General features: G+C 72.9%; 21 protein-coding genes. 18 read left to right on the top strand and 3 right to left on the bottom strand.

The features are described 5' to 3' along the window. The first annotated feature begins 2 nt into the window (after positions 1-2). From ACIQH8_RS00215 to dapF, 4 genes are read left to right on the top strand one after another with little or no spacing between them, the layout of a single operon-like run. Positions 3-743 (top strand): regulatory protein RecX, encoded by a 741-nt coding sequence (locus tag ACIQH8_RS00215; RefSeq protein WP_400993332.1) that lies wholly within the window; start codon positions 3-5, stop codon positions 741-743. A 43-nt stretch (positions 744-786) separates the two neighbouring features. Beyond that, positions 787-2,373 carry a tRNA (N6-isopentenyl adenosine(37)-C2)-methylthiotransferase MiaB gene (miaB, locus tag ACIQH8_RS00210; RefSeq protein ID WP_400995637.1) on the top strand — a complete coding sequence of 529 codons (1,587 nt, stop codon included), beginning with the start codon at positions 787-789 and terminating at the stop codon, positions 2,371-2,373. Position 2,374: 1 nt separating this feature from the next. Then, positions 2,375-3,295, top strand: a complete 921-nt coding sequence (miaA, locus tag ACIQH8_RS00205) for a tRNA (adenosine(37)-N6)-dimethylallyltransferase MiaA (RefSeq protein ID WP_400993330.1) — start codon at positions 2,375-2,377, stop codon at positions 3,293-3,295. Between the two features lie 28 nt (positions 3,296-3,323). Beyond that, the gene (gene dapF, locus ACIQH8_RS00200; protein WP_400993327.1) at positions 3,324-4,205 is read left to right on the top strand and encodes a diaminopimelate epimerase; all 882 of its coding nucleotides are present in this window, start codon (positions 3,324-3,326) and stop codon (positions 4,203-4,205) included. A gap of 51 nt (positions 4,206-4,256) precedes the next feature. Here dapF and ACIQH8_RS00195 read toward each other — a convergent pair whose 3' ends face one another. Next, complete coding sequence (locus ACIQH8_RS00195; RefSeq protein ID WP_400993325.1) at positions 4,257-4,868, bottom strand: class I SAM-dependent methyltransferase; 612 nt, start codon at positions 4,866-4,868, stop codon at positions 4,257-4,259. A 43-nt stretch (positions 4,869-4,911) separates the two neighbouring features. Here ACIQH8_RS00195 and hflX point away from each other — a divergent pair, with 43 nt between their 5' ends. From hflX to metE, 3 genes are all read left to right on the top strand, one after another. After that, complete coding sequence (gene hflX, locus ACIQH8_RS00190) at positions 4,912-6,438, top strand: GTPase HflX (RefSeq protein WP_400993322.1); 1,527 nt, start codon at positions 4,912-4,914, stop codon at positions 6,436-6,438. A gap of 238 nt (positions 6,439-6,676) precedes the next feature. Further along, entirely contained in the window at positions 6,677-7,711 is a 1,035-nt protein-coding gene (locus ACIQH8_RS00185; protein ID WP_400993319.1) for a methylenetetrahydrofolate reductase, read from the top strand. Next, a complete protein-coding gene (gene metE, locus ACIQH8_RS00180) occupies positions 7,708-10,047 on the top strand; it encodes a 5-methyltetrahydropteroyltriglutamate--homocysteine S-methyltransferase (RefSeq protein WP_400993316.1) in 2,340 nt (779 codons plus the stop codon). The genes ACIQH8_RS00185 and metE overlap by 4 nt, the downstream gene beginning before the upstream one ends. 100 nt (positions 10,048-10,147) lie before the next feature. On the opposite strand, the gene lexA is transcribed toward metE, so the two are convergent. Then, positions 10,148-10,825, bottom strand: coding sequence for a transcriptional repressor LexA (gene lexA / locus ACIQH8_RS00175; protein WP_400995635.1), 678 nt, complete (start codon positions 10,823-10,825; stop codon positions 10,148-10,150). A gap of 313 nt (positions 10,826-11,138) precedes the next feature. Here lexA and ACIQH8_RS00170 point away from each other — a divergent pair, with 313 nt between their 5' ends. The 11 genes from ACIQH8_RS00170 (at position 11,139) to ACIQH8_RS00120 (ending at position 24,097) form a co-directional block, all read left to right on the top strand. Beyond that, on the top strand, positions 11,139-11,474 hold the full coding sequence (locus tag ACIQH8_RS00170; protein ID WP_400993313.1) for a LysM peptidoglycan-binding domain-containing protein: 336 nt from the start codon (positions 11,139-11,141) through the stop codon (positions 11,472-11,474). Positions 11,475-11,589: 115 nt separating this feature from the next. After that, a complete protein-coding gene (locus tag ACIQH8_RS00165) occupies positions 11,590-11,817 on the top strand; it encodes an RNA-binding S4 domain-containing protein (protein WP_400993311.1) in 228 nt (75 codons plus the stop codon). Between the two features lie 100 nt (positions 11,818-11,917). Next, the gene (locus tag ACIQH8_RS00160) at positions 11,918-13,186 is read left to right on the top strand and encodes a Fic family protein (protein ID WP_400993308.1); all 1,269 of its coding nucleotides are present in this window, start codon (positions 11,918-11,920) and stop codon (positions 13,184-13,186) included. Beyond that, complete coding sequence (locus ACIQH8_RS00155; RefSeq protein WP_400993306.1) at positions 13,183-14,277, top strand: histidinol-phosphate transaminase; 1,095 nt, start codon at positions 13,183-13,185, stop codon at positions 14,275-14,277. Before ACIQH8_RS00160 ends, ACIQH8_RS00155 begins: the two co-directional genes overlap by 4 nt. Before the next feature lie 44 nt (positions 14,278-14,321). After that, positions 14,322-14,936 (top strand): imidazoleglycerol-phosphate dehydratase HisB, encoded by a 615-nt coding sequence (gene hisB, locus ACIQH8_RS00150; RefSeq protein WP_400993303.1) that lies wholly within the window; start codon positions 14,322-14,324, stop codon positions 14,934-14,936. Continuing rightward, positions 14,933-15,571, top strand: coding sequence for an imidazole glycerol phosphate synthase subunit HisH (gene hisH, locus ACIQH8_RS00145; RefSeq protein WP_400993300.1), 639 nt, complete (start codon positions 14,933-14,935; stop codon positions 15,569-15,571). The genes hisB and hisH overlap by 4 nt, the downstream gene beginning before the upstream one ends. A gap of 112 nt (positions 15,572-15,683) precedes the next feature. Further along, positions 15,684-16,430, top strand: a complete 747-nt coding sequence (gene priA, locus ACIQH8_RS00140) for a bifunctional 1-(5-phosphoribosyl)-5-((5-phosphoribosylamino)methylideneamino)imidazole-4-carboxamide isomerase/phosphoribosylanthranilate isomerase PriA (RefSeq protein WP_400993297.1) — start codon at positions 15,684-15,686, stop codon at positions 16,428-16,430. After that, entirely contained in the window at positions 16,414-17,217 is an 804-nt protein-coding gene (locus ACIQH8_RS00135) for an SseB family protein (protein WP_400993295.1), read from the top strand. Before priA ends, ACIQH8_RS00135 begins: the two co-directional genes overlap by 17 nt. Before the next feature lie 63 nt (positions 17,218-17,280). Beyond that, complete coding sequence (locus ACIQH8_RS00130) at positions 17,281-18,705, top strand: pyridoxal phosphate-dependent decarboxylase family protein (RefSeq protein WP_400993292.1); 1,425 nt, start codon at positions 17,281-17,283, stop codon at positions 18,703-18,705. Between the two features lie 63 nt (positions 18,706-18,768). Next, positions 18,769-23,319: an ATP-dependent helicase gene (locus ACIQH8_RS00125; protein ID WP_400993291.1), complete on the top strand. Its 4,551-nt coding sequence runs from the start codon at positions 18,769-18,771 to the stop codon at positions 23,317-23,319. Position 23,320: 1 nt separating this feature from the next. Next, positions 23,321-24,097, top strand: coding sequence for a DNA-formamidopyrimidine glycosylase family protein (locus ACIQH8_RS00120; RefSeq protein WP_400993289.1), 777 nt, complete (start codon positions 23,321-23,323; stop codon positions 24,095-24,097). Between the two features lie 43 nt (positions 24,098-24,140). Here the strand turns inward: ACIQH8_RS00120 and ACIQH8_RS00115 are convergent, their stop codons facing one another. Next, complete coding sequence (locus ACIQH8_RS00115; RefSeq protein ID WP_400993287.1) at positions 24,141-24,560, bottom strand: DUF1844 domain-containing protein; 420 nt, start codon at positions 24,558-24,560, stop codon at positions 24,141-24,143. Between the last annotated feature and the right edge of the window lie 79 nt (positions 24,561-24,639).

Here is a 24,639-nt window from a genome sequence, read left to right as displayed (position 1 = left end):
CGATGACCGATCAGCGGAACGAGCGACTCGCGCCGGTCACCTACCTGCCGTGGGTGGCGCCGTCGGAGCGATCCGACGGTGCCATCCGTCGGGGGGAGTCCATGGCGTCGGGCGACGCGGAACCGCCGGCGGAATCGAGCACCCGGCACGATCGAGGCGCCGCGCGATCCGACACGGCGCGGTCGTTCCCGCAGCGCCGCAGCACGGGCGGCCGTGGCGTCGCGACCGACAGGGTCCGATCGGCGGATCCGGATGAGTCCGAGACCGGCCCCGAGCGCGACGACCGCATCGACCGCCTGATCGTCTCCCGGTTGCGTCGCTCGTCGCTGTCCGTGTCCGAGGTGAGGGCCACGCTGGTCGAGCACGGCCTCGACGAGGTCGAGGTCGAGGAATGGATCGAACGGTACGCGCGGCTCGGCTACCTCGACGACCGGCGACTCGCCGAGCAGCTCGTGCACAGCCACGGCGTGCGTCGCGGCCGGGGGAGCGGCGCACTCCTGCACGAGCTCGGTCGTCGCGGGATCGACGACGAGCTCGCGCGCGAGGCTGTCGACACCCTCGATCCCGACGTCGAGTTCGAGCACGCGCTCCTGATCGCGGAGCGTCGCGCACGGCAGCTCACCGGACTCGATCGGCAGGTCGCCGAACGCCGCCTGTCCGCCTTCCTGATGCGACGCGGGTACGGCAGCGAGCTCGTCCGTCGCGCGGTGGTCGCCGCACTCGACGGCGACGACGCCGAGTGACGGATCGTAGACTGGTGCGATCATGAGCACCATTCACGAGGCGATGCCCGCGGCCGCGGAGCCCGTCGCCGCAGATTCGGACGCGCCCCGCACCTACGAGGTTCGCACCTTCGGGTGCCAGATGAACGTGCACGATTCCGAGCGGCTCAGCGGCTCGCTCGAGGCGGCCGGCTACGTTCCGGCAGACGGCGTCGAGCCCGACGTCGTGGTGATCAACACGTGCGCGGTGCGCGAGAACGCCGATAACAAGCTGTACGGCAACCTCGGTCACCTGGCCGGCGTCAAGCGCCGCCACGCGGGCATGCAGATCGCCGTCGGCGGCTGCCTCGCACAGAAGGACAAGAACGTCATCCTCGAGAAGGCGCCCTGGGTCGACGTCGTCTTCGGCACGCACAACATGGGTTCGCTGCCGAGCCTGCTCGAGCGGGCCCGCCACAACGACGAGGCGCAGCTCGAGATCCTCGACGCGCTCGAGGTGTTCCCCTCGACCCTGCCCACCAAGCGCGACTCCACCCACTCGGGGTGGGTGTCGATCTCGGTCGGCTGCAACAACACGTGCACGTTCTGCATCGTGCCCGCGCTCCGCGGCAAGGAGAAGGACCGCCGCCCCGGCGATATCCTCGCCGAGGTGCAGGCGCTGGTCGACGACGGCGCCGTCGAGGTGACCCTGCTCGGGCAGAACGTGAACTCCTACGGGGTCGAGTTCGGCGACCGTCAGGCGTTCGGCAAGCTGCTGCGCGCGGCCGGCGGTATCGACGGCCTCGAGCGCATCCGCTTCACGAGCCCGCACCCGGCGGCGTTCACCGACGACGTCATCGACGCGATGGCCGAGACGCCGAACGTGATGCCGCAGCTGCACATGCCCCTGCAGTCGGGCTCCGACCGCATCCTCAAGGCCATGCGGCGCTCGTACCGGTCCGAGAAGTTCCTCGGCATCCTCGATCGCGTTCGAGCGAAGATCCCGAACGCGGCGATCTCGACCGACATCATCGTCGGCTTCCCCGGCGAGACCGAGGAGGACTTCCAGGAGACGCTGCGCGTCGTCGAGGCCGCCCGCTTCGCCTCGGCGTTCACCTTCCAGTACTCCATCCGGCCGGGCACGCCCGCCGCGACCATGGCCGACCAGGTGCCGAAGGAGGTCGTGCAGGAACGGTACGAGCGCCTCATCGCACTGCAGGAGCGCATCTCGTGGGAGGAGAACCAGAAGCTCGTCGGCACGGCCGTCGAGGTGCTGGTCTCCACGGGCGAGGGCAAGAAGGACGCGGAGACGCACCGCCTCAGCGGGCGCGCGGAGGACAGCCGGCTCGTGCACTTCGAGGTGCCGGAGGGGTCCGACCTGCCGCGCCCGGGCGACGTGGTCTCCGTCGAGATCACCCAGGCGGCGCCGTTCCACCTGCTCGCTGACTCGATCGACGGCGCGCCGCTGCGCATCCGCCGCACGCGCGCGGGCGATGCGTGGGATCGCGCGCAGGCCGAGAGCTGCGGCGTGCCCGCGGCGCCCGGTGCCGCGGCATCCGCCGCAGGTCGCGTGTCGCTCGGCCTGCCGTCGCTGCGCGTCGGCGGCGAGCCGCTCACGAGCCCCGGCGTCGGCACGATGCCGATCTACGACCCCGCCGACGGCCAGCGCTGACGTGACCCTCATCGCGGTCGTCGGCGCCACGGGTACCGGCAAGTCGCGCTTCGCGCTCGACCTCGCGCATGCGATCGCCGCGCGCGGCGGCGTCGCCGAGGTCGTGAACTCCGACGCCATGCAGCTGTACCGCGGCATGGACATCGGCACCGCGAAGCTGCCGCTCGACGAGCGCGAGGGCGTGCCGCATCACCTCCTCGACGTGCTCGACGTCACCGACGAGGCATCCGTCGCCGCATACCAGGCCGAGGCCCGCGAGGTCGTCGACGACATCGCCGCGCGCGGCGGCGTCGCCCTCCTCACGGGCGGCTCGGGGCTGTACGTCTCGAGCGTGATCCACGACCTGCGCTTCCCGGGCACGGATGCCGCGATCCGCGCGCGACTCGAGGCCGAGCTCGCGGAGGTGGGGCCGGGCCTGATGCACCGGCGCTTGCGCGAGCTCGATGCCGAGACCGCCGCGAGCGTCGACCCGCAGAACGGGCGCCGGATCGTCCGCGCGCTCGAGGTGATCGAGCTCACCGGCGAGCCGAAGGCCGCACGCCTGCCGGACGAGCCCGTGCCATGGCGGCCCCACCGCATCGTGCACCTCAGGGTCGAGCGCGCCGAACTCGTCCCGAGGCTCGACGCCCGCGCCGCGGGCATGTGGGCGGACGGTCTGCTCGACGAGGTCCGGGGGCTCGTCCCTGCGGGCCTCGAGCGCGGAATCACCGCCCGCAAGGCCATCGGCTACGCACAGGCCCTCGCAGAACTGCAGGGGCGGATGCCGGAGGCCGACGCGATCGCGGAGACGCAGGCGCTGACCCGGACGTACGCCCGGCGGCAGGTCGGGTGGTTCAAGCGGTACACCGCGGCATCCGTCGTCGACGCCCTCGACCCGGACGCCGTCGCCGCCGAGGTCGCGCGGCAAGCCGACGGCGTCTGACGCGCGCCGCGCTCCCTAAACTGGTGCGATGGCGTTCGATCTGCGCTTCACCAAGGGCCAGGGCACGGGCAACGACTTCGTGCTGTTCAGCGACCCCGAGGGCGAGCACGAACTCTCGCCGACGCAGATCGCCGCGGTGTGCGACCGTCGGTTCGGCGTCGGCGCCGACGGCCTGATCCGCGCGGTCCGTTCCGAGCGTCTCGCTGACGGCGGTGCGGCGCTCGCGGAGGACCCGCAGGCGACCTGGTTCATGGACTACTGGAACGCCGACGGCAGCATGTCCGAGATGTGCGGCAACGGCATCCGCGTCTTCGTGCGGTACCTCGTCGACCAAGGTCTGGTCGCGCCGGACGGGGACGACTGGATCGCGATCGGCACCCGGGCGGGAGTCCGCCGGGTTCGGGTGACCGGTGCCGGGTTCGAAGCCGACCTCGGCGTGTGGCGCCTCGACGGCGGTGAGCCGCTCGTGCGCGCCAAGAACCTGGGCGTCGCGCGACCGGGACTCGGCATCGACGTCGGCAACCCGCACGTCGTCGTGGCGCTCGCCGACGACGACGAGCTCGACGGCCTCGATCTCGCCTACCTCCCGATGCTCGATCCCGAGCCGCAGGCCGGCGCCAACGTCGAGTTCGTCGTGCCCGCCGAGCCGCTCGTGGAGAACGGGCGCGGTCGCATCCGGATGCGCGTGCACGAGCGCGGATCGGGCGAGACGCTCTCGTGCGGCACCGGCGCGGTCGCGGCGGCGCTCGCGGTGCGCTACTGGGCCGGAGAGCAGGCGCCGGACACCTGGGTCGTGCAGGTCCCCGGTGGCGTGCTCGGCGTCCGCATGGAGCAGCGGCCCGACGGCGAGCACGTGCTGCTCACCGGGCCGGGCGAGCTCGTCTTCGACGGCGTCCTCAGCCTTCCCTGACGCGATCTGCGTTCGCCGCGTCGGCGCGGCCGCTCGTCGGCCCCGGCCGGCTCAGGTCTCGCGCGTCACGGTGAGGACTCGGAAGCCCTTGGACGTGCTCGCGCGGTCGACCCGCCATCCGTCGCCGAACTCGTCGGCGAGCCAGCGCTGGAGGCTGTCGGCGCCGAGGTTCTTCTGCACGACGAGCCAGGCGGTCGCGCCGACCTCGAGCCGGGGGAGCCACTGCCGGAGCATCGCGTGCAGTTCGGCCTTGCCGATGCGGATGGGCGGGTTCGACCAGATGACGGAGAACCCGACCTCGTCGGGAACATCCGACGGGTCGACCGCGTTGACGTTCACGAGCCCGAGACGCTGCGCGTTGCGGCGGACGAGGTCGAGCGCCCGCTCGTTCACGTCGACCGCCCAGACCGTGGCGTCAGGGGACTCGAGGCCGAGCGTGAGCGCGATCGGACCCCACCCGGCGCCGAGGTCGAGCAGGTGGCCCGTCGCCGGCGCGTCCGGGACCTCGTCGAGCAGGACCCGAGTGCCGAGGTCGACGTGGTCGGGGCTGAAGACGCCGCCAGCGGTCTGCACCTCGACGTCGCGGCCGGCGAGTCGCACCCGGACGGTCCGGAGCGCCGAGCGATCGGCGGGCTTGGACGAGAAGTAGTGCTCCTGCGGCATATCGGGAAACCTATCGCAGGCGAACGGAAGTAGGCTGGACGGAATGAACGACGCGGCACCCGAGACCCACGACGACGCGGTCGAGCGCGTGCTCCGCAGCGCCGACGCCCGAGCGGGAGTGTCCCGATTCGGGGCCTCCGACGCCTCGTCGATCCAGCGCGACGGCCTCGCCGGCCCCGCCGACGACGGCTTCGACGGCGAGCAGTACGACCGTGAGGCGCGTGCGGCACTGCGCCGCGTCGGCGGGCTCTCGACCGAGCTCGAGGACGTCACCGAGGTCGAGTACCGGCAGCTGCGGCTCGAGAACGTCGTGCTCATCGGCGTGTACCCGCAGGGCTCGCTGGAGGACGCCGAGAACTCGCTCCGCGAGCTCGCGGCACTGGCCGAGACCGCGGGAGCGCGCGTGCTCGACGGCGTGCTCCAGCGTCGTCCGCACCCCGACCCGTCGACCTACCTCGGCCGGGGCAAGACCGAGGAGCTGCGGCACGTGGTCGCCGCGCTCGGCGCGGACACCGTGGTCGCCGACACCGAGCTCGCTCCGAGCCAGCGCCGTGCGCTCGAGGACGCGGTCAAGGTCAAGGTCATCGACCGCACCGCGGTGATCCTCGACATCTTCAGCCAGCACGCGAAGAGCCGCGAGGGCAAGGCGCAGGTCGAGCTCGCGCAGCTCGAGTACCTGCTTCCGCGCCTGCGCGGTTGGGGCGAGTCGATGTCCCGCCAGGCCGGTGGCCAGGTGGGCGGCGCGGGCGCCGGCATGGGCTCGCGCGGTCCCGGTGAGACGAAGATCGAACTCGACCGCCGGCGCATCCACTCGCGCATGGCCAAGCTCCGCCGCCAGATCGCCGGCATGAAGCCCGCGCGCGACGCCAAGCGCGCGAACCGCAAGCGCAACGCGGTGCCGTCGGTGGCGATCGCCGGGTACACGAACGCGGGCAAGTCGAGCCTGCTGAACCGCATCACCGGTGCAGGCGTGCTGGTCGAGAACGCGCTGTTCGCGACGCTCGACGCGACCGTCCGCCGCAACACGACTGCCGACGGGCGGGTCTACACGATCGCCGACACCGTGGGCTTCGTGCGGAACCTCCCGCACCAGCTCGTCGAGGCGTTCCGCTCGACGCTGGAGGAGGTCGGCGACGCCGACCTGATCGTGCACGTCGTCGACGCCGCGCACCCCGACCCCGCCCAGCAGATCGCGACCGTGCGCGACGTCATCGGCGAGGTCGGCGCCCGCGACATCCCCGAACTCGTGGTGTTCAACAAGGCCGATCTCGTCACGCCCGAGGATCGCCTGGTGCTGCAGGGCCTCGAGCCGAACGCCGTCTTCGCCTCGGCTCGGACGGGCGAAGGCGTCGCCGAGGTGCTCGCCGCCATCAGCCGCATGCTGCCCGACCCCGCGGTCGAGGTCGACCTGCTCGTGCCGTACGAGCGCGGCGACGTCATCTCCGTGCTGCACGAGACCGGTCGCGTGCTCTCGACCGAGTACGTGGAGGACGGCACGCGCATCCGCGCGCTCGCCTCGCCCGAGCAGGCCTCGCAGCTCGAGGAGTTCCGCGCCTCGGCGCTGGCGTAGCATCCGCTCGTCGCGTGCTGCCGACATCGGTCAGCCAGTGCGGATGGCGCGCCGCCGACGTCACTCGCCGTCACACCGGTCACGCGTCGTAACACCGCGAGCGGATCCGGTCACCCGGGCGTATCGTCGCACCTGATCGTGGCGAGCGGCCGGATGCCGCCCGCCTGGAGCGACCGCCGAGCCCGGCACCCGCCCGCGAGACCCACCTGCCGTTCCGGCCGGTCGGGCGCGGCGTGCCGTGCACTCGACCACCCCGGAACTGCTCGCCACCTGGAGCGACATGACCGGAACCGAGCCCGACGGCGACGCCGCCCGGCCGCGCGTGCCGATCTCGTTCGAGCTGTTCCCGCCGCGAACGGATGCCGCGGCGATCGCGCTCGGACGTACCATCGACCGCCTCGCCGAGGTCGATCCTGCGTTCATCTCCGTGACGTTCGGTGCGGGCGGGTCGAGTCGGGACCGCTCGCTGACCGTGCTCCGGTACATGCTCGAGCACACGAACGTCGAGCCGATGGCCCATCTCACCTGCGTCGGGTCGAGTCATGCCGAGGCGAACCGACTCGTCCGCGAGTTCCTCGATGCGGGCGTCACGAGCTTCCTGGCGCTCCGCGGCGACCCGCCGGCGGGTGCGGTCGACGCGGAGGACGCGATCGGCGACCTGCACAGCGCCGCCGAGCTCGTGCAGCTCATCCACCGGGTGCAGGAGGAGCGCGAGCCGTTCGGGCAGTCGCGCATCCCGGGCATGCCGGGCGTCACGGCCATCGGCGAGCGTCCCCGGCCGGAGCGTGTCGCCGTCGCGGCGTTCCCCAGCGGGCACCCGCGTTCGCGGGGATCCAACCAGGACGTCGACGTGCTGCTCGCGAAGGAAGTCGCCGGCGCGAACCTCGCGATCACGCAGCTGTTCTGGCACGCCGACGACTACCTGTCGTTCGTGCAGCGTGCCCGGGCGGGCGGGGTGACGATCCCGATCCTGCCGGGGATCATGCCCGTCACCACCCCCGCGCGACTCGCGCGGCTCGAGCAGCTCACCGGGGTGCCGGCTCCCGCCGAGCTCGCGATCGACCTGGAGATCGAGCCCGACGCCGAGGCGCAGTTCGAGCTCGGCGTCGACCACGCCGCGAACCTCGCCGGCGCCGTCCTCGCGGGCGACGCCCCGGGCCTCCACCTGTACACCTTCAACCGCCACGAGGCCGTCCTCGCCGTCCTGGACCGGCTCGGCCTCGCCACCGCCCCCGCCCACGCGGGCACCGAGAGGAACACGAGAGAACGATGACCGCACCCGCCTTTCCCACCGGAACGATCCTCGGCTACCCGCGCATCGGGCGCCGCCGCGAGCTCAAGCACGCCGTCGAGGCGTTCTGGGCCGGCCGGATCGACGCCGACGAGCTCGAGCGCACCGCGGCCAGCCTCCGCGCCGCGACGCGCGAGCGGCTCGCCGAGCTCGGCCTCGGCCGCACCGACTCGGCGATCCCCGAGAGCTTCTCGTACTACGACCAGGTGCTCGACGCCGCGATCGCGGTCGGGGCGATCCCGACCCGGTTCGAGCGGCTGCGGGGCACCGACGGCCGGCTCGACCTCGCGGGCACCTTCACCGTCGCCCGCGGCGAGGGCGCCGATGCGCCGCTCGAGATGACGAAGTGGTTCGACTCGAACTACCACTACCTCGTCCCCGAGATCGGCCCCGACACCGCGTTCGCCGCGCACGCCGACGCGCTCGTCGCGCAGGTGCGCGAGGCGCGCGAGGCCGGCTTCGTGACGCGTCCGGTGCTCGTCGGCCCGGTCACCTTCCTGCTGCTGTCGAAGGCGGCGGATGGCGCACCCGAGGGCTTCCGCCCGCTCGATCGCCTCGTCGACCTCGTCCCGGTCTACCGCACCCTCCTCGCCGAGCTCGCCGAGGCCGGCGCCGAGTGGGTGCAGCTCGACGAACCGGGCCTTGTGAGCGAGAGCCTCGACGAGCCGCGCGATCGCGTGCTCGAGGCCGTCGCGGTCGCCTACGACGCGATCGGTGCCTCCGACGCACGCCCGGCGATCTTCGTCGCCGCGCCCTACGGCGACCTGGCCGACGCCCTGCCGGCGCTCGCGGCGACGCCCGTCGAGGCGATCGGGCTCGACCTCGTCCGCGGCGTGCTGCCCGCAGGGCTCGACCCGGTGACGGAGGAGGCCCTCGCCGCGAAGACGCTCGTCGCCGGCGTCGTCGACGGCCACAACATCTGGCGCGGCGACCTCGAGCGCGCGTTCGCGCACGCCGAAGCGCTCCGCTCGCTGTCGGGCGACGTCGCGGTGTCCACCTCGACCTCGCTCCTGCACGTTCCGCACGACGTGACGGAGGAGACCGCACTCGACCCGCGGCTCGTGAGCTGGCTCGCGTTCGCCGACCAGAAGGTCGCGCAGGTCGCGACGCTCGCGCGCGGCCTCGCCGACGGGCGCGACGCGATCGCGACCGAGCTCGACGCGGCATCCGCGGCCCTCGCCGACCGTGAGGCGGCGCCCGGCGTGCGCGTGCCCGCGGTGCGCGACCGCCTCGCCGCGCTCGACGCGAGCGCGTTCGCGCGCGCCGCCTACGACGACCGGGTCGCCGCGCAGGAGGACCTCGCACTGCCCGCGCTGCCGACGACGACGATCGGCTCGTTCCCGCAGACCGCGGACATCCGGCGCGCTCGCGCACGCCTCGTGAAGGGCGAGCTGACGGATGCCGCGTACCGCGAGCTCATGCGCGAGGAGATCGGTCGCGTCATCCGCCTGCAGGAGGACCTCGGCCTCGACGTGCTCGTGCACGGCGAGCCCGAGCGAAACGACATGGTGCAGTACTTCGCCGAGCTGCTCGACGGGTTCGCGGTCACGCAGCACGGCTGGGTGCAGTCGTACGGCTCGCGCTGCACGCGTCCGTCGATCCTCTGGGGCGACGTGTCGCGGCCCGCGCCGATGACGGTCGAGTGGTCGGAATACGCCCAGTCGCTCTCGGAGAAGCCCGTGAAGGGCATGCTCACCGGGCCCGTCACGATCCTCGCGTGGTCGTTCGTGCGCGACGACCAGCCGCTCGGCGACACCGCGCGGCAGGTCGCGCTCGCGCTCCGCGACGAGATCGGCGACCTCGAGGCTGCGGGCATCCGCATCATCCAGGTCGACGAGCCGGCCCTCCGGGAGCTGCTGCCGTTGAAGCGCGCCGACCAGCCGGCGTACCTCGAGTGGTCGGTCGGATCGTTCCGCCTCGCCACGGGCGGGGCCGCACCGGCCACGCAGGTGCACACGCACCTCTGCTACTCGGAGTTCGGAGTCGTCATCGACGCCATCCGCGAACTCGACGCCGACGTGACCTCGATCGAGGCGGCGCGCAGCCGCATGGAGGTCGTCGGCGACCTCGCCGCGAGCGGCTTCGACCACGGCGTCGGCCCGGGCGTCTACGACATCCACTCGCCGCGCGTGCCCAGCGTCGAGGAGGTGCGCTCGCTCCTCGAGCGCGCGGTCGACGGCGTGCCCGCCGGCCGGCTCTGGGTGAACCCCGACTGCGGCCTGAAGACCCGCGGCTACGACGAGACGGTCGCCTCGCTCGCGAACATCGTCGAGGCGACGCGCTCGGTGCGCGAGGGGGTCGCGGTCGCGACCGCCTGATGCGAAGAACGAGGGCGGATGCCGCGGGGTGAGCCCGCGGCATCCGCCCTCGTCGTCTGCGGCTTCGGTCGCCGCGGGGCGCTGAGCGCCGGGCCGTCCGTCAGACGGTGCGGAGCACCGCGACGACCTTGCCGAGCACCTCGGACTCGTCGCCGAGGATCGGCTCGAACGCCGAGTTGCGGGGGAGCAGCCAGGTGTGTCCGTCGCGCTGGCGGAAGACCTTGACCGTCGCCTCGCCGTCGAGCATCGCAGCGACGATCTCGCCGTTCTCGGCCGTCTTCTGCGAGCGGACGACGACCCAGTCGCCGTCGCAGATGGCCGCGTCGATCATGGAGTCGCCGACGACCTTGAGGATGAACAGCTCGCCCTTGCCGACGAGCTGGCGGGGGAGCGGGAAGACCTCTTCGACCTGCTGCTCGGCGGTGATCGGCACGCCCGCCGCGATGCGCCCGACCATCGGCACCATGGCAGCGTCGCCCACCGGTGCCGGCTCGGCCGAGGGCGAGCGGTTCTCGGTGCCCGGAAGGTCGATGAGGATCTCGAGCGCGCGGGGGCGGTTCGGGTCGCGTCGCAGGTAGCCGGCGAGCTCGAGCTGGTTGAGCTGGTGGGTGACGCTCGAGAGCGAGGAGAGGCCGACAGCGTCGCCGATCTCGCGCATGCTCGGCGGGTAGCCGCGATCGGCGACCGAAGCACGGATCGCCTCGAGGATCGCGAGCTGCTTCGGGCTCAGCGTCTTGCGCCGACGCGACCGGCCGCTCGCGCCGCGTGCCTGGTCGATGTCGATGCTCACGTGCCTCGCCTCTCGTCGGGACCGCGTCGGCCCGGATGTCGGTGGTCGGTGTTCGACTGTCGTCGGACATTCGAAACTGTATCCGCCTCGCGCTTGCGCGACAAACATCCGTTCGAGTGTGTCGCGGATATCGGGCCCGAAATCCCACCATCGGGTTCTTGCAGCGCCGAAAGTTCGAAGATATATTCGGAACACAGCTTCGCATCCGGCCCTCCCGGCCGAGGGCCGGATGCGGGGCTGGAGCCTCGGGAGGTGCGGAATGAGTGCAGTGGTGATGGGGCCCGCGATTGCGGCGCAGACGATGCCCGCGTTCGATTCGTCGACGGCGCGCACGCGCCTCAGGCTCACGAGACGGGGTCGCATCGTCCTCACCGGCATCGCCGCGCTTCCCCTCGCTGTCGGCGTGCTCATCGGGGTGCTCTCATCGGGCGGCGCCGTCGCCGGCATCGACGACGGGCGAGCCGCGGTCGCGTTCGAGACGATCGAGGTCGGCGCCGGCGACACGCTGTGGGCCATCGCCGAGTCGATCGCCCCGTCGGCCGATCCGCGCGACGTGATCTACGAGATCATGCGCCTCAACGGCCTCGACGACGCCGTGGTCCAGCCGGGCCAGCGGCTCGTGCTCCCCGCGGGCTGAGTAGGGCCCTGCAAGCGGGCGACCTCCCTGGAGGCGGCGGTGCCGATTCGCCGAGCGCTGCGGTGTCGTCCGCGTCGCCCAGCGTGACCGACTGGCGGCGGACTAGCATTCGGGGATGACGAAACCGGCTCCGATCGACGACGTCCCGATCGGTGGGGACGTCATCCGCCTCGGGCAGTTCATGAAGTTCGCAGGGCTCCTCGACTCCGGCGGTGACGTGAAGGAGGCGATCCTCAACGGCCATGTGGCCGTGAACGGTGAAATCGATCGCCGACGCGGTCGGCAGCTGCAGCTCGGCGACGTGGTCAGCTTCGATGGAAGAACCGTTCGGGTCTGCCCGTGATGGGTTCTCCGCGCGGAAGGTGACACCGTGCAACTCAGATTTACGTTAGGTGCGATAAAGTAAATATACGGTTTCTGCGATCCACGTCAGGAGACACCTCATGGCTCACTACGTCGATCTGCTCTGGAACCCGGAGGACACCGCGCACCTCTGCCGGAAGGACCGCGCTCCGGGCCGGTACCGGGCGTACGTCCCTGATGAGCTCGGCACGGAGCTGCCGGCGATCAGCCGTGATGCGCAGCAGGCCGCGGAGGATGCGCTGGCCGTGCTCGCTCGCGCCGATGAGCGCATCGGCGACCGAGGCGGGTACCTGAACCATCTGCTGATCCGTTCCGAGAGCATCTCCTCGTCGTGGATCGAGGGGAACAGCATCAGCCCGAAGAAGCTCGCCATCGCCGAGCTTCTCGACTATGGCGCAGGCAGCGGACTCAGCACACGCGTGGCGCTCGACGTGGTCGCGAACGTGCGCGCGACAGAAGAGGCGATCGCCGAACTGGGCGACCGGGAGCTCGCCCCCGACGTCACGACGGCGGATATCGAGCGATTGCAGCACCTCATCGAGCCCAGGCTCGAGCCCGGCCTTCGGACGGAGCAGAACTGGGTCGGCGGCCCGGGATGGAGTCCGCTCCGCGCGGACTTCGTTCCGCCGCCCGAGACCGAGGTGCGCCGACTCGTCGACGACCTCGCGGGCTTCGTCACGGCGACCTCGGGGAACCCCGTCGTGCGCGCGGCGATCGCGCACGCGCAGTTCGAGACGATCCACCCGTTCGTCGACGGCAACGGGCGCACGGGCAGGGCCTTGATCCACACCGTGCTTCGTCGCGCCGACGCACTCCGGAACACGCTCATCCCCATCAGCACGGTGTTCGCCGGCGACACGGATCGCTACATCGCAGGGCTCAGCGCGTACCGGGAGATCCCATCGCGCCTGGACGAGTGGGTCATCAGCTTCGCAGAGGCCGCAGAGCTGGCCGCGGGCAACGCGGTCAGGCTCGCTGCCGACATCGCAGCGCTCGACGATGAGGTGCGCGAGAACCTGGCCCGCTTCCGCGCCGACCAGGGCATCACGCCCGCGATTCCGCGAAGCGATGCCGTGGTGCTGAAGATCCTGAGCGCGCTGGCCGCCGAGCCGGTCCTGACCATTGAGACGGTGGCTGCCCGGCACGAGGTGTCGACGGCCGCCGCCCATCGCGCGCTCACCCAGCTCGCCGGTGCGGGAATCCTCGGTCGCACGAAGAACCAGAAGGGGAAGCTGATCTGCTGGACGGCCGACCGGCACCTGGCGCTGATCAGCCTGACCGAGCGCAGCAACCGCGTCGCCGGTGACCGCCGAAACACGGATGTCGCCGCGGATAGCATTGATCGGTGACGAGTCTCGACGACCTGCCCATCCGCGACGACCTCCGCGGCAAGTCCCCGTACGGTGCCCCGCAGAAGCACGTGCCGGTCGCGCTCAACGTCAACGAGAACACGCATCCGATCCCCGAGGACGTCGCGCACGACATCGTCGCGCGGGTCGCCGCCGCCATCATCGGCCTGAACCGGTACCCGGACCGCGAGTTCACGCAGCTCCGCACCGCGCTCGCCGAGTACCTCCGGCACGGCCTCACCCCGGAGCAGCTCTGGGCGGCCAACGGCTCGAACGAAGTGCTGCAGCACGTGCTGCAGGCGTTCGGCGGCCCCGGCCGCACGGCGCTCGGCTTCGGTCCGACCTACTCCATGTACAGCCTGCTCTCCTCGGGCACCGGCACCGGGTGGATCGCCGCGGAACGCGACGCCGACTTCGAGCTCTCGCCCGAGACCGCGGTCGCCGCGATCGAGCGCCACGATCCCGACATCGTGCTGCTCTGCTCGCCGAACAACCCGACGGGCACGCCACTGTCGCTCGAGACGATCGCCGCGGTGGCCGACGCCGCCCGCGGCGTGGTCGTCGTCGACGAGGCCTACCAGGAGTTCGCCGATCCCGGAACGCCGAGCGCGCTGACGCTCCTCGCGGGTCGTCCGCGGCTGCTGGTGTCGCGGACCATGAGCAAGGCCTTCGCCTTCGCCGGTGCCCGGGTGGGCTACCTCGCCGCCGACCCGGCGGTGATCGACGCCCTGCGCCTCGTCCGCCTCCCGTATCACCTCTCCGCCCTCACGCAGGCGGCGGCGCTCGGCGCCCTCGCGCACTCCGACGAGATGCTCGCGATGGTGGGCGAGATCCGCGCGCAGCGCGAGCGGATCACGCGCGAGCTCGCCGCACTCGGCTTCCGGCCGTACCGCAGCGGCGCGAACTTCGTGCTCTTCGGCGGCGTCGACGACCCGCACGCGGTGTTCGAGGCGCTGCTCGAGCGCGGCATCCTGATCCGCGAGATCGGCCTGCCCGGTTGCCTGCGCGTCACGGCCGGCACGGAGGCCGAGACGACCGCGTTCCTCGAGGCCATGGCCTCGTTCGCGCCATCCGCCGCGTCGAACGCCTGATCCAGCCCGGAATCCTCACCGACCTCCCCGAATAGGATGACCCCATGAGCACCGACCGCCCCGCGCGCACCGCGCGCGTGCAGCGCGAGACCAGCGAGTCGAGCATCGACCTGTCGATCGACCTCGACGGCACCGGCACGAGCGACATCGAAACGAGCGTGCCGTTCTACGACCACGTGCTGACCGCGTTCGCTAAGCACTCGCTCACCGACCTCACCGTCCGGGCGAAGGGCGACATCGAGATCGACGTGCACCACACCGTCGAAGACGTGGGCATCGTGCTCGGCCAGGCGATCCGGCAGGCGCTCGGCGACAAGCGCGGCATCTCGCGCTACGGCGACGCGCTCGTACCGCTCGACGATGCGCTCGCGCAGGCCGTCGTCGACATCTCGGGGCGGCCCTACCTCGTGCACGGAGGCGAGCCGGCCGGGTTCGAGTTCCACCTGATCGGCGGGCACTTCACGGGCTCGATGGTCCGGCACGTGTTCGAGGCCATCACGTTCAACGCCGGGCTGACCGTGCACGTGAACGTGCTCGGGGGGCGAGACCCGCACCACATCGCCGAGGCCGAGTTCAAGGCCTTCGCGCGTGCGTTCCGGCAGGCGAAGGCGCTCGACCCGCTCGTGCGCGGCATCCCGTCGACCAAGGGCGCCCTGTGACCGCCACGCGTCGCGTCGCCGTCCTCGACTACGGCTCCGGCAACGTGCACTCGGCCGTGAAGGCGCTCGAACGTGCGGGCGCCGAGGTCGAACTCACGGCCGACCGCCGAACGATCATGGAAGCCGACGGCCTCGTCGTGCCGGGCGTCGGCGCGTTCGCGGCCGTCATGGACGGGCTGCGCTCGGTTCGCGGCGACGAGCTCATCGATCGGCGGCTCGCCGGCGGCCGGCCCGTCCTCGGCATCTGCGTCGGGATGCAGGTCATGTTCGAGCACGGCGTCGAGCGCGGCGTCGACACCGAGGGCCTCGGCGAATGGCCGGGCGTCGTCACCGAGTTGCCGAGTGATGTGCTGCCGCACATGGGCTGGAACACCGTGCAGCCCGACGAGGGCTCGGTGCTGTTCGACGGCCTCGAGGACGAGCGGTTCTACTTCGTCCACTCGTACGCGGCGCAGGCGTGGCACCTCGACGTCATCCCGCCGTTCCCGCAGCCGAGGCTCACGTGGTCCGAGCACGGCGGCCGCTTCCTCGCCGCCGTCGAGAACGGCCCGCTGTCGGCGACCCAGTTCCACCCGGAGAAGTCGTCGGATGCCGGCATCCGACTGCTCGCGAACTGGATCGGCTCGCTCGGCTGACGCCGGGCACGACCCCGCAAGACCTTCGATGCGTCACGGCCTTCCAGTGCGGACTAGGATGCTGTGACTGTGCCGAGGCCGCGCTTCCGCGGCATCCGATTCGAGGACAGTGATGAGTGAGTTCAGCAAGACCCCCCGTCTGGTGCTGCTTCCGGCAGTCGACGTGGCGGGAGGCAAGGCGGTCCGCCTGACGCAGGGCGAGGCCGGCACCGAGACGAACTACGGCGACCCCGTCGACGCCGCCGCCGACTGGGCCGACCAGGGTGCCGAGTGGATCCACCTCGTCGACCTCGACGCCGCCTTCGGGCGCGGCTCCAACGCGGGGATCCTCAAGAAGGTCATCCGACAGGTCCGCGGGGTGAACGTCGAGCTCTCCGGCGGCATCCGCGACGACCGGTCGCTCGAGAACGCGCTCGAGATCGGCGCGAAGCGCATCAACCTCGGCACCGCGGCGCTCGAGAATCCGGAATGGGCGGCCTCCGTCATCGCGCAGTACGGGGAGGCGATCGCCATCGGCCTCGACGTGCGGGGAACGACGCTCGCTGCCCGGGGCTGGACCAAGGACGGCGGCGACCTCTGGCAGGTCATGGACCGCCTCGAGGACGCCGGCGCCGCCCGGTACGTCGTGACGGATGTCACGAAGGACGGCACCCTGCAGGGGCCGAACGTCGACCTGCTGCGGCAGATCATGGAGCGCACGCGCCGCCCCGTCATCGCGTCGGGCGGCGTCTCGAGCCTCGACGACATCGCCGCGCTGCGCCAGCTCGTTCCGCTCGGCCTCGAGGGCACGATCATCGGCAAGGCCCTGTACGCGGGCGCGTTCACGCTGCCCGAGGCGCTGGATGTCGCATCCCACTGACCCCGCGGCGGACTCCGCCGGTCGCCCGTGGGCGGGGCGGTCCTTCCAGTCGAACCCGCACGCCGCGGATGACGGCCGCATGCCGGAGGCGCTCGGTGTCGCGCTCGAGCGCTTCCGCTCCGGTGACGGCGGCCAGGCCGACGTCGTCGCGGCGTTCGGTCCGTCGCGGCTGCTGATTCCGCTCCTCGCCGAGCTCGGCGACGGCGGCACCGAGGTCGGCGCGCACGGCCACGCCGTCGACAAGAGCCAAGAGCTGTCGATCGTGACCGTCGAGGGACCCGATGGCCGTCGCGTACTGCCCGTCTTCGGGTCCGTCGAGGCGATGAACCGGTGGAACCCGGTCGCACGGCCGGTGCCCGGCGACGGCGTGCGGGTCGCGCTGGCGGCCGCCGACGACGGCACCGAGTTGGTCGTGCTCGATCCGGGCTCGCCGACCGAGTTCGTGCTCCGCCGGCCCGCGGTCTGGGCCGTGGCGCAGCAGCAGCCGTGGCATCCGCCGGTCGAATCGGGTGCCGTCAGGGAGGCGTTCGAGGCGTCGATCGGTGGCGAACTGGCGGTGCTCGGCGTCGAGCTCGTCGCCGGCGATCCCGACGCGCGGCTGCGGGGGCCGGAGCTGGTGGTGCGGCTGCGGCTGATCGCGGGCCTGACCCGGACCGAGCTGGATGCCACGACTGCGCGGCTCGCGAGGCGGTGGGCCGCGGACGACGCGATCGCCACGGGCGTCGACTCGCTCGCGGTGAAGCTCGTGGCCGGCGAGCCGGGGGAAGGCGACTCGCTCGGCCGTTGACCCCGGCGAGGCGCGAGAGCAGGATCGGGACTGCGCGACGACGCGCGGAAGTCCAGGTGGATGATGACCGACGAACCATCGGGAGCCGACACCGCCCCCGACCTCAGACCGCTCGACGACGAACTGCTCGGCCTGGCGCACCGGCACGCCGCAGCCTGGCTCGAGACGGTCGCCGAGCGCCCGATCCCGCCGCGGGCGGGCGTCGAGGGGGTCATGGACGCGCTCGGCCGCGAGCTGCCGGAACGCGGTGAGCCCGCCGACGCGGTGATCGACCGGCTCGTCGAGGGCGCGGAGCCCGGGCTCATCGCCATCGGGTCGCCGAGGTTCTTCGGCTGGGTCATCGGCGGCACCCAACCGGTCGCACTCGCGGCGGACTGGCTCGTCTCCGCCTGGGACCAGAACACGGGGCTCGGGATCATCTCGCCGGGCATGGTCGCCGCGGAGGAGATCGCGTCCTCCTGGCTGCTCGACCTGCTCGGCCTCCCGGCCGGGAGCGACGTGGGCTTCGCGACCGGGGCGACGACCGCGCAGTTCGCGTGCCTCGCGGCGGCGCGCGACGAGGTGCTCCGGCGCGTGGGCTGGGACGTCGAGGAGCAGGGGCTCGGCGGCGCGCCGCGCATCCGATGGCTCGCCGGCGCCGAGCGGCACGGCACCATGGACCTCGCGGCGCGCTACCTCGGCCTCGGGGCGCCGACCGTGGTCGCGTGCGACGACCAGGGGCGCATTCGGCCCGACGCACTCGAGGCGGAGCTCGCGCGCGGCGAGGGGCCGGCGATCGTCGCGCTGCAGGCCGGCAACATCCACTCGGGTGCGTTCGACCCGTTCGCCGAGACGTGCCGGATCGCGCACGAGGCGGGCGCGTGGGTGCACGTCGACGGCGCGTTCGGGCTGTGGGCCGCGGCATCCCCGCGCCTCGCGCACCTGACGGCGGGCCTCGCCGACGCCGACTCCTGGTCGACCGACGCGCACAAGACCCTGAGCGTGCCGTACGACTGCGGCGTCGCGATCGTGCGCGACGGTGCCGCGATGCGGCGCGCGCTCAGCCTGCAGGCGAGCTACCTGCAGGCGACGGACGTCGGCGCCGATCCGCACGAGAAGGTCGCCGAGCTGTCGCGTCGGGCCCGGGGCGTGCCGACCTGGGCGGTGCTGCGGCACCTCGGCCGTGAGGGCGTCGCCGAACTCATCGACCGGCTCGCAGGGTCGGCCCGGATCATCGCCGACGGGCTCGCGGAGCTGCCCGGCGTCGAGGTGCTGAACGAGGTCGTCTTCACCCAGGTCTGCGTCGCGCTCGGCGACGACGCGGCGACCGAGGCGCTGAGCGCCGCGCTCTGGGCGGACGGCGAGGTGCTCGCGATGACGTCGCGCTGGCACGACCGCGCGGTCGTCCGCTTCTCGGTGAGCAACTGGGGCACGGATGCCGCGCAGGCGCGCCGCACGGTCGACGCGGTCTCGCGCGTGCTCGACGGGCTGCGGGAGCAGGGCGGCTGAGGAGTCGCCGAGCGTCGTCGAGCGCCCGGCGTCGATGTCGGCGGCATCCGCTTGAATGGGGGGATGACCGGGGCCATCGACTCGTTCGCGCCCGCGACGCGGGCGTGGTTCACCGAGTCCTTCCACGAGCCGACGCCCGTGCAGGATGCCGCGTGGCGGGCGATCGCGGCGGGCGAGCACGCGCTCGTGGTGGCGCCCACGGGCTCGGGCAAGACGCTCGCGGCGTTCCTGTCGGCCATCGACCGACTGCACCACGAGGGTCCGGCGGCCGACGCGGCGACGGGCGAGGTGACGGATGGCGCGGCTCGCGCCACGCGCGTGCTCTACCTCTCGCCGCTCAAGGCCCTCGGCGTCGACGTGGAGCGGAACCTCCGCGCGCCGCTCGTCGGCATCGCCCGCACCGCGGCCGCGCTCGGCGTCGACGTGCCCGAGGTCACGGTCGGCGTCCGTTCGGGCGACACCTCGCCGACCGATCGTCGCGCTCTCGTGAAGCGCCCGCCCGACATCCTCATCACGACGCCCGAGTCGCTGTTCCTCATGCTCACGTCGCAGGCCCGCGAGACGCTCGTCGGCGTCGAGACGGTCATCGTCGACGAGATCCACGCGCTCGCGGGCACCAAGCGTGGTGCGCACCTCGCGCTCTCGCTCGAGCGGCTCGACGAACTCGTCGCGCGGCCCGTGCAGCGCATCGGCCTCTCGGCGACCGTGCGCCCCCATGAAGAGGTGGCGCGGTTCCTCGCCGGCACCCGCCCGGTCTCGATCGTCGCGCCGCCGTCCGGCAAGCGGTTCGACCTGCGGGTCACGGTCCCCGTCGACGACCTCGGCGACCTGTCCGGCGAGGCGGGCGGGTCGGTGTGGCCGCACGTCGAGGAGGCGATCCTCGACGAGGTGCTCGCGCACCGGTCGACCATCGTGTTCGCGAACTCGCGCCGGCTGGCCGAACGGCTGACGGCGCGGCTCAACGAGCTGTGGGTCGAGCGGACGGCCGAGCCGGTGCCGGAACTCGAGGTCGTCGGGTCCGGCCGACCGCCGGCCGAGCTGCCCGGTGCGTCGGGCATCACCGCGGGTGCCGAGCCGATCATCGCGCGCTCGCACCACGGCTCCGTGAGCAAGGAAGAGCGCGCGCTCGTCGAGGCCGACCTGAAGGCGGGCCGCCTGAAGTGCGTCGTCGCCACCTCGAGCCTCGAGCTCGGCATCGACATGGGCGCGGTCGACCTCGTCATGCAGGTCGAGTCGCCGCCGTCGGTCGCGAGCGGGCTGCAGCGCATCGGCCGCGCCGGCCACCAGGTCGGCGAGGTGTCGAAGGGGCTGATGTTCCCGAAGCACCGCGCCGACCTGCTGCACTCCGCCGTCGTCGCCGAGCGCATGGTCGAGGGCGCGATCGAGCCGATGCGCATCCCCGCGAACCCGCTCGACGTGCTCGCACAGCAGACCGTCGCGGCCGCCGCGATCGACGAGTGGGAGGTGGAGCACTGGTTCGACGTCGTGCGCCGCGCCGCCCCCTTCGGCACGCTGCCGCGATCGGCCTTCGACGCGACGCTCGACCTGCTCGCCGGGCGCTACCCGTCCGACCGCTTCGGCGAGCTGCGTCCGCGCATCGTCTGGGACCGTGATGCGGGCACGATCACGGGGCGGCGCGGAGCGCAACGCCTCGCGGTCACGAGCGGCGGCACCATCCCCGACCGAGGGCTCTTCGGCGTCTTCATGATCGGCGACGCCGGGCCGGGGCGGCGCGTCGGCGAGCTCGACGAAGAGATGGTGTACGAGTCGCGCGTCGGCGACGTGTTCGCCCTCGGGGCGACGAGCTGGCGCATCCAGGAGATCACGCACGACCGCGTGCTCGTCTCGCCCGCGTTCGGCGAGCCGGGGCGCCTGCCGTTCTGGAAGGGCGACGGCATCGGCCGGCCCGCCGAGCTCGGCGCCGCGATCGGCGCGTTCATCGGCGAGCTCGCCGCCGCCGACGAGCCGGCCGCACTCGCGCGCACGGAGGCGGCCGGCCTCGACGAGCGAGCCGGGGCGAACCTCGTGCGCTTTATCGCCGACCAGCGCGAGGCGACGCGCATCGTGCCCGACGCCGAGCACCTCGTCGTCGAGCGCTTCCGCGACGAGCTCGGCGACTGGCGCATCGTGCTGCACTCGCCGTACGGCATGCGCGTGCACGCGCCGTGGGCGCTCGCCGTCGACGCACGCGTGCAGGAACGGCTCGGCGTCGAGGCGCACGCCGTGGCGAGCGACGACGGCATCGTGCTCCGCATCCCCGACACTGCCGACGAGCCGCCCGGCAGCGAGCTGTTCGAGTTCGACCCGGAGGAGCTCGCGCAGCTCGCGACCGAGCGGGTCGGCGACTCGGCGCTGTTCGCGTCCCGCTTCCGCGAGTGCGCCGCCCGGGCGCTGCTCCTGCCCAGGCAGAACCCCGGTCGCCGGTCGCCGCTCTGGCAGCAGCGGCAGAAGGCGTCGCAGCTGCTCGAGGTCGCGCGCGACTACCCCGACTTCCCGATCGTGCTCGAGGCCGTGCGCGAGTGCCTTCAAGACGTGTACGACCTGCCCGCGCTCACCGCCCTCGCCGAGCGCATCCGCGGTCGGCGCATCCGCTTCGTCGACGTCGCGACCGAGACCGCGAGCCCGTTCGCCGCGAGCCTGCTCTTCGGCTACGTCGGCGCGTTCATGTACGAGGGCGACGCCCCGCTCGCCGAGCGTCGCGCCGCCGCCCTCTCGCTCGACCCCGGGCTGCTCGCCGAGCTGCTCGGCACAGTGGAGCTTCGCGAGCTCCTCGACCCGGCCGTCGTCGAGGAGACCGAGCGGATGCTGCAGCGCCGCCATATCGACCGGGTCGCGCGCGGCGAGGAGGGCGTCGCCGACCTGCTCCGCGAGCTCGGACCGCTCACGGACGCTGAGGTCGGCGAGCGGGTCGACGAGGCGACGGATGCCGCGGCATCCGTCGACGCGCTCGTCGCCGCCCGCCGCGCCGCCCGGGTGCGATTCGCGGGAACCGAATGGATCGCGGCCGTCGAAGACCTCAGCCGACTGCGAGACGCGCTCGGGGTGCCGATCCCGCCCGGCCTGCCCGACGCGTTCGGCGAGGCCGTGCGCGACCCGCTCGGCGACCTCGTGAGCCGGTACGCACGCACGCACGGGCCGTTCACCACGGGCGCCGTGGCCGAGCGGTTCGGCATCGGCGCCGCGATCGCGCACACCGCGCTCGCGCGGCTCGCCGGCGAGCGGCGCCTCGTCGAGGGCGCGTTCCTGCCGCACGGCAGCGGCGCGGAGTGGTGCGACGCCGAGGTGCTGCGGCGCCTCCGCCGCCGGTCGCTCGCAGCGCTCCGGGAGGAGGTCGAGCCCGTCGCGCCGCGCGAGTTCGCGCGTTTCCTGCCCGACTGGCAGCACGTCGGCGGGCGACTGAGGGGCGTCGACGGCGTCGCCGCGGTCGTCGAGCAGCTCGAGGGCGTGCGCATCCCGGCGTCGGCGTGGGAGTCGCTCGTGCTTCCCGCGCGGGTCGGCGACTACCGGCCCGAGTTCCTCGACGAGCTCACCGCGAGCGGCGAGGTGCTCTGGGCCGGCCAGGGCGCGCTCGCGGGCGACGACGGCTGGATCAGCCTGCACCTCGCCGACACCGCGAAGCTCACCATGCCGGCACCCGTCGACCAGCCGCTCGACGCCATCGAGACCGAGCTGCTCGCCGTGCTCGGCGGTGGGGGCGCATACTTCTACCGGCAGCTTGCCGAGGCGGTGGGCGCGACCGAGGAGGCGCCGGTCCTCGACGCGCTCTGGCGGCTCGCGTGGGCGGGACTCGTGACGAACGACACGTTCGCGCCCGTGCGCGGGCTGCTGCTCGGCGGGGGAGCGCACAAGACGCGCGCCAGTGCGCCGCGAGCCCGCATCCGCGGCCGGGCGGTCTCTCGCCGGGTCCTCGCGCAGGCGGCCGCGGCCGCGGAGGGCGCGCGCTCACCGCGATCGGCGCCCCCGCGCGCGGCCGGCCGGTGGTCGGTGCTCCCCGTGCCGAGCGACGCCGCGACGCCCCGAGCGCACGCCCTCGGCGAGACGCTGCTCGAGCGCTACGGCATCGTCACCCGGGGTTCGGTCGTCGCGGAGGACCACCTCGGCGGCTTCGCCCTCGCGTATCGCACGCTCGCCGGATTCGAGGAGACCGGCCGCGTACGGCGCGGCTACTTCATCGACGGCCAGGGCGGGGCGCAGTTCGCCACGAGCGCCGCGGTCGACCGGGTGCGGCAGGCGCCGCCCGGCGGGGCGTTCGCACTCGCCGCGACGGATCCGGCCAACCCGTACGGCGCCGCCCTCGACTGGCCCGAGCCGACCGTCGAGCTCACGCACCGGCCCGCGCGGAAGGCCGGCGCGGTCGTCGCGCTCGTAGACGGCGAGGCCGCCTTCTACCTCGAACGAGGCGGGCGCACCGCGCTCGTGTTCACCGACGACGACGAGGTGCTCGCGCAGGGCGCGACGGCGCTCGCCGAGGCCCTCGCCCGGGCTCGCGGGGCGCGGTTCCGCGTGGAGACCGTGAACGGCGCACCCGTGTTCGGCTCGGCGCTCGACGCGCCGCTCCGCGCCGCCGGTTTCCGGGAGACGCCCCAGGGCCTCCGGTTCGAGGCGAGGGGCTGAGGTGCCCGAGGGCGACACCGTGTTCCGGGCCGCGCACCGGCTCGACGACGCGCTCGCCGGTCGCACGGTCGTGCGAAGCGACCTCCGGGTGCCGTCGTACGCGACGGTCGACTTCGCGGGCGACACGATCCACTCGGTCGGCAGCCGCGGCAAGCACCTGCTCATGCGCATCGGCGACCACGTGCTGCACACGCACCTCAAGATGGAGGGGGAGTGGCGCATGCTCCGGCCCGGCCAGCGCTGGCCGCGACCCGCGCATCGCGCCCGCGCGATCCTCGAGACCGCGGACGGCACGGCCGTGGGCTTCGACCTCGGCCTCGTCGAGGTGTTCCCGGCCGACGAGGAGGCCGACCGGCTCGCCTACCTCGGGCCTGACCTGCTCGGCACCGACTGGGACGCCGCGGAGGCGGCGCGCCGCCTGGCTGCCGATCCCGACGTGCCGTCGGTGGTGGCGCTCGCCGACCAACGGAACCTCGCGGGCCTCGGCAATGTGCTCGTCAACGAGGTCTGCTTCCTGCGCGGCATCCGCCCCGACCGCCCGATCGGCGAGGTCGACCTCGCACCGGCGATCGACCTCGCGCGCCGGGTCATCCACGCCAACCGCGACCGCCTCGAGCGCACGACGACGGGCGACACGCGACCCGGGCGGCGCCTCTGGGTCTACGGTCGCGCCGGCGAACCGTGCCGCCGCTGCGGCACGCGCGTCGAGTACGGCCAGTTCGGCCGCAACGACGTGGAGCTGCGCGACACCTACTGGTGCCCGCACTGCCAGCGGTGAGGGAGGCGCCGGGTCGCGGAGCGCGAAGCGCGCGCGTCGAGACCTAGGAGACCGGCCCCGTCCACTTCTCGCCGGGGCCCTTGCCGAGCTCGTCGGGAATGCTCGAGGCCTCGCGGAAGGCGAGCTGCAGCGAGCGCAGCCCGTCGCGGAGCGACCGTGCGTGCATGTCGCTGATCTCGGGGGCACCGGCCGTGATGAGGCCGGCGAGCGCGTTGATGAGCTTGCGCGCCTCGTCGAGGTCGGTCTGCGACGCCGGGTCGTCGGCGAGCCCGACCTTCACCGCGGCGGCGCTCATCAGGTGCACGGCCGCGGTCGTGATGACCTCGACGGCCGGGACCTCGGCGATGTCGCGCGTCGCGTCCGCGACCGCCTGCTCGGCACCGGCCTCGGCGCCGGCCTGCGCGCCTGCCTCGGGGTGGTCGTGCTCGGGCGCACGCGTGGACTCGGGCGATGTGTCGCTCACCGGGGGATTCCTCTGCTAGACTACTGCGGGCTCCGGGGCCAGTCCCCGGTACGAAAGTGGAGAGACTCCCACCCGCGCA

Origin of the sequence: Agromyces sp. GXQ0307 (assembly GCF_044769845.1) — a bacterium.
In the GTDB taxonomy this organism is placed as follows: domain Bacteria; phylum Actinomycetota; class Actinomycetes; order Actinomycetales; family Microbacteriaceae; genus Agromyces.
Note: the sequence above shows the minus strand (reverse complement) of the source record. Positions and strands in the feature narration are given on the sequence as shown.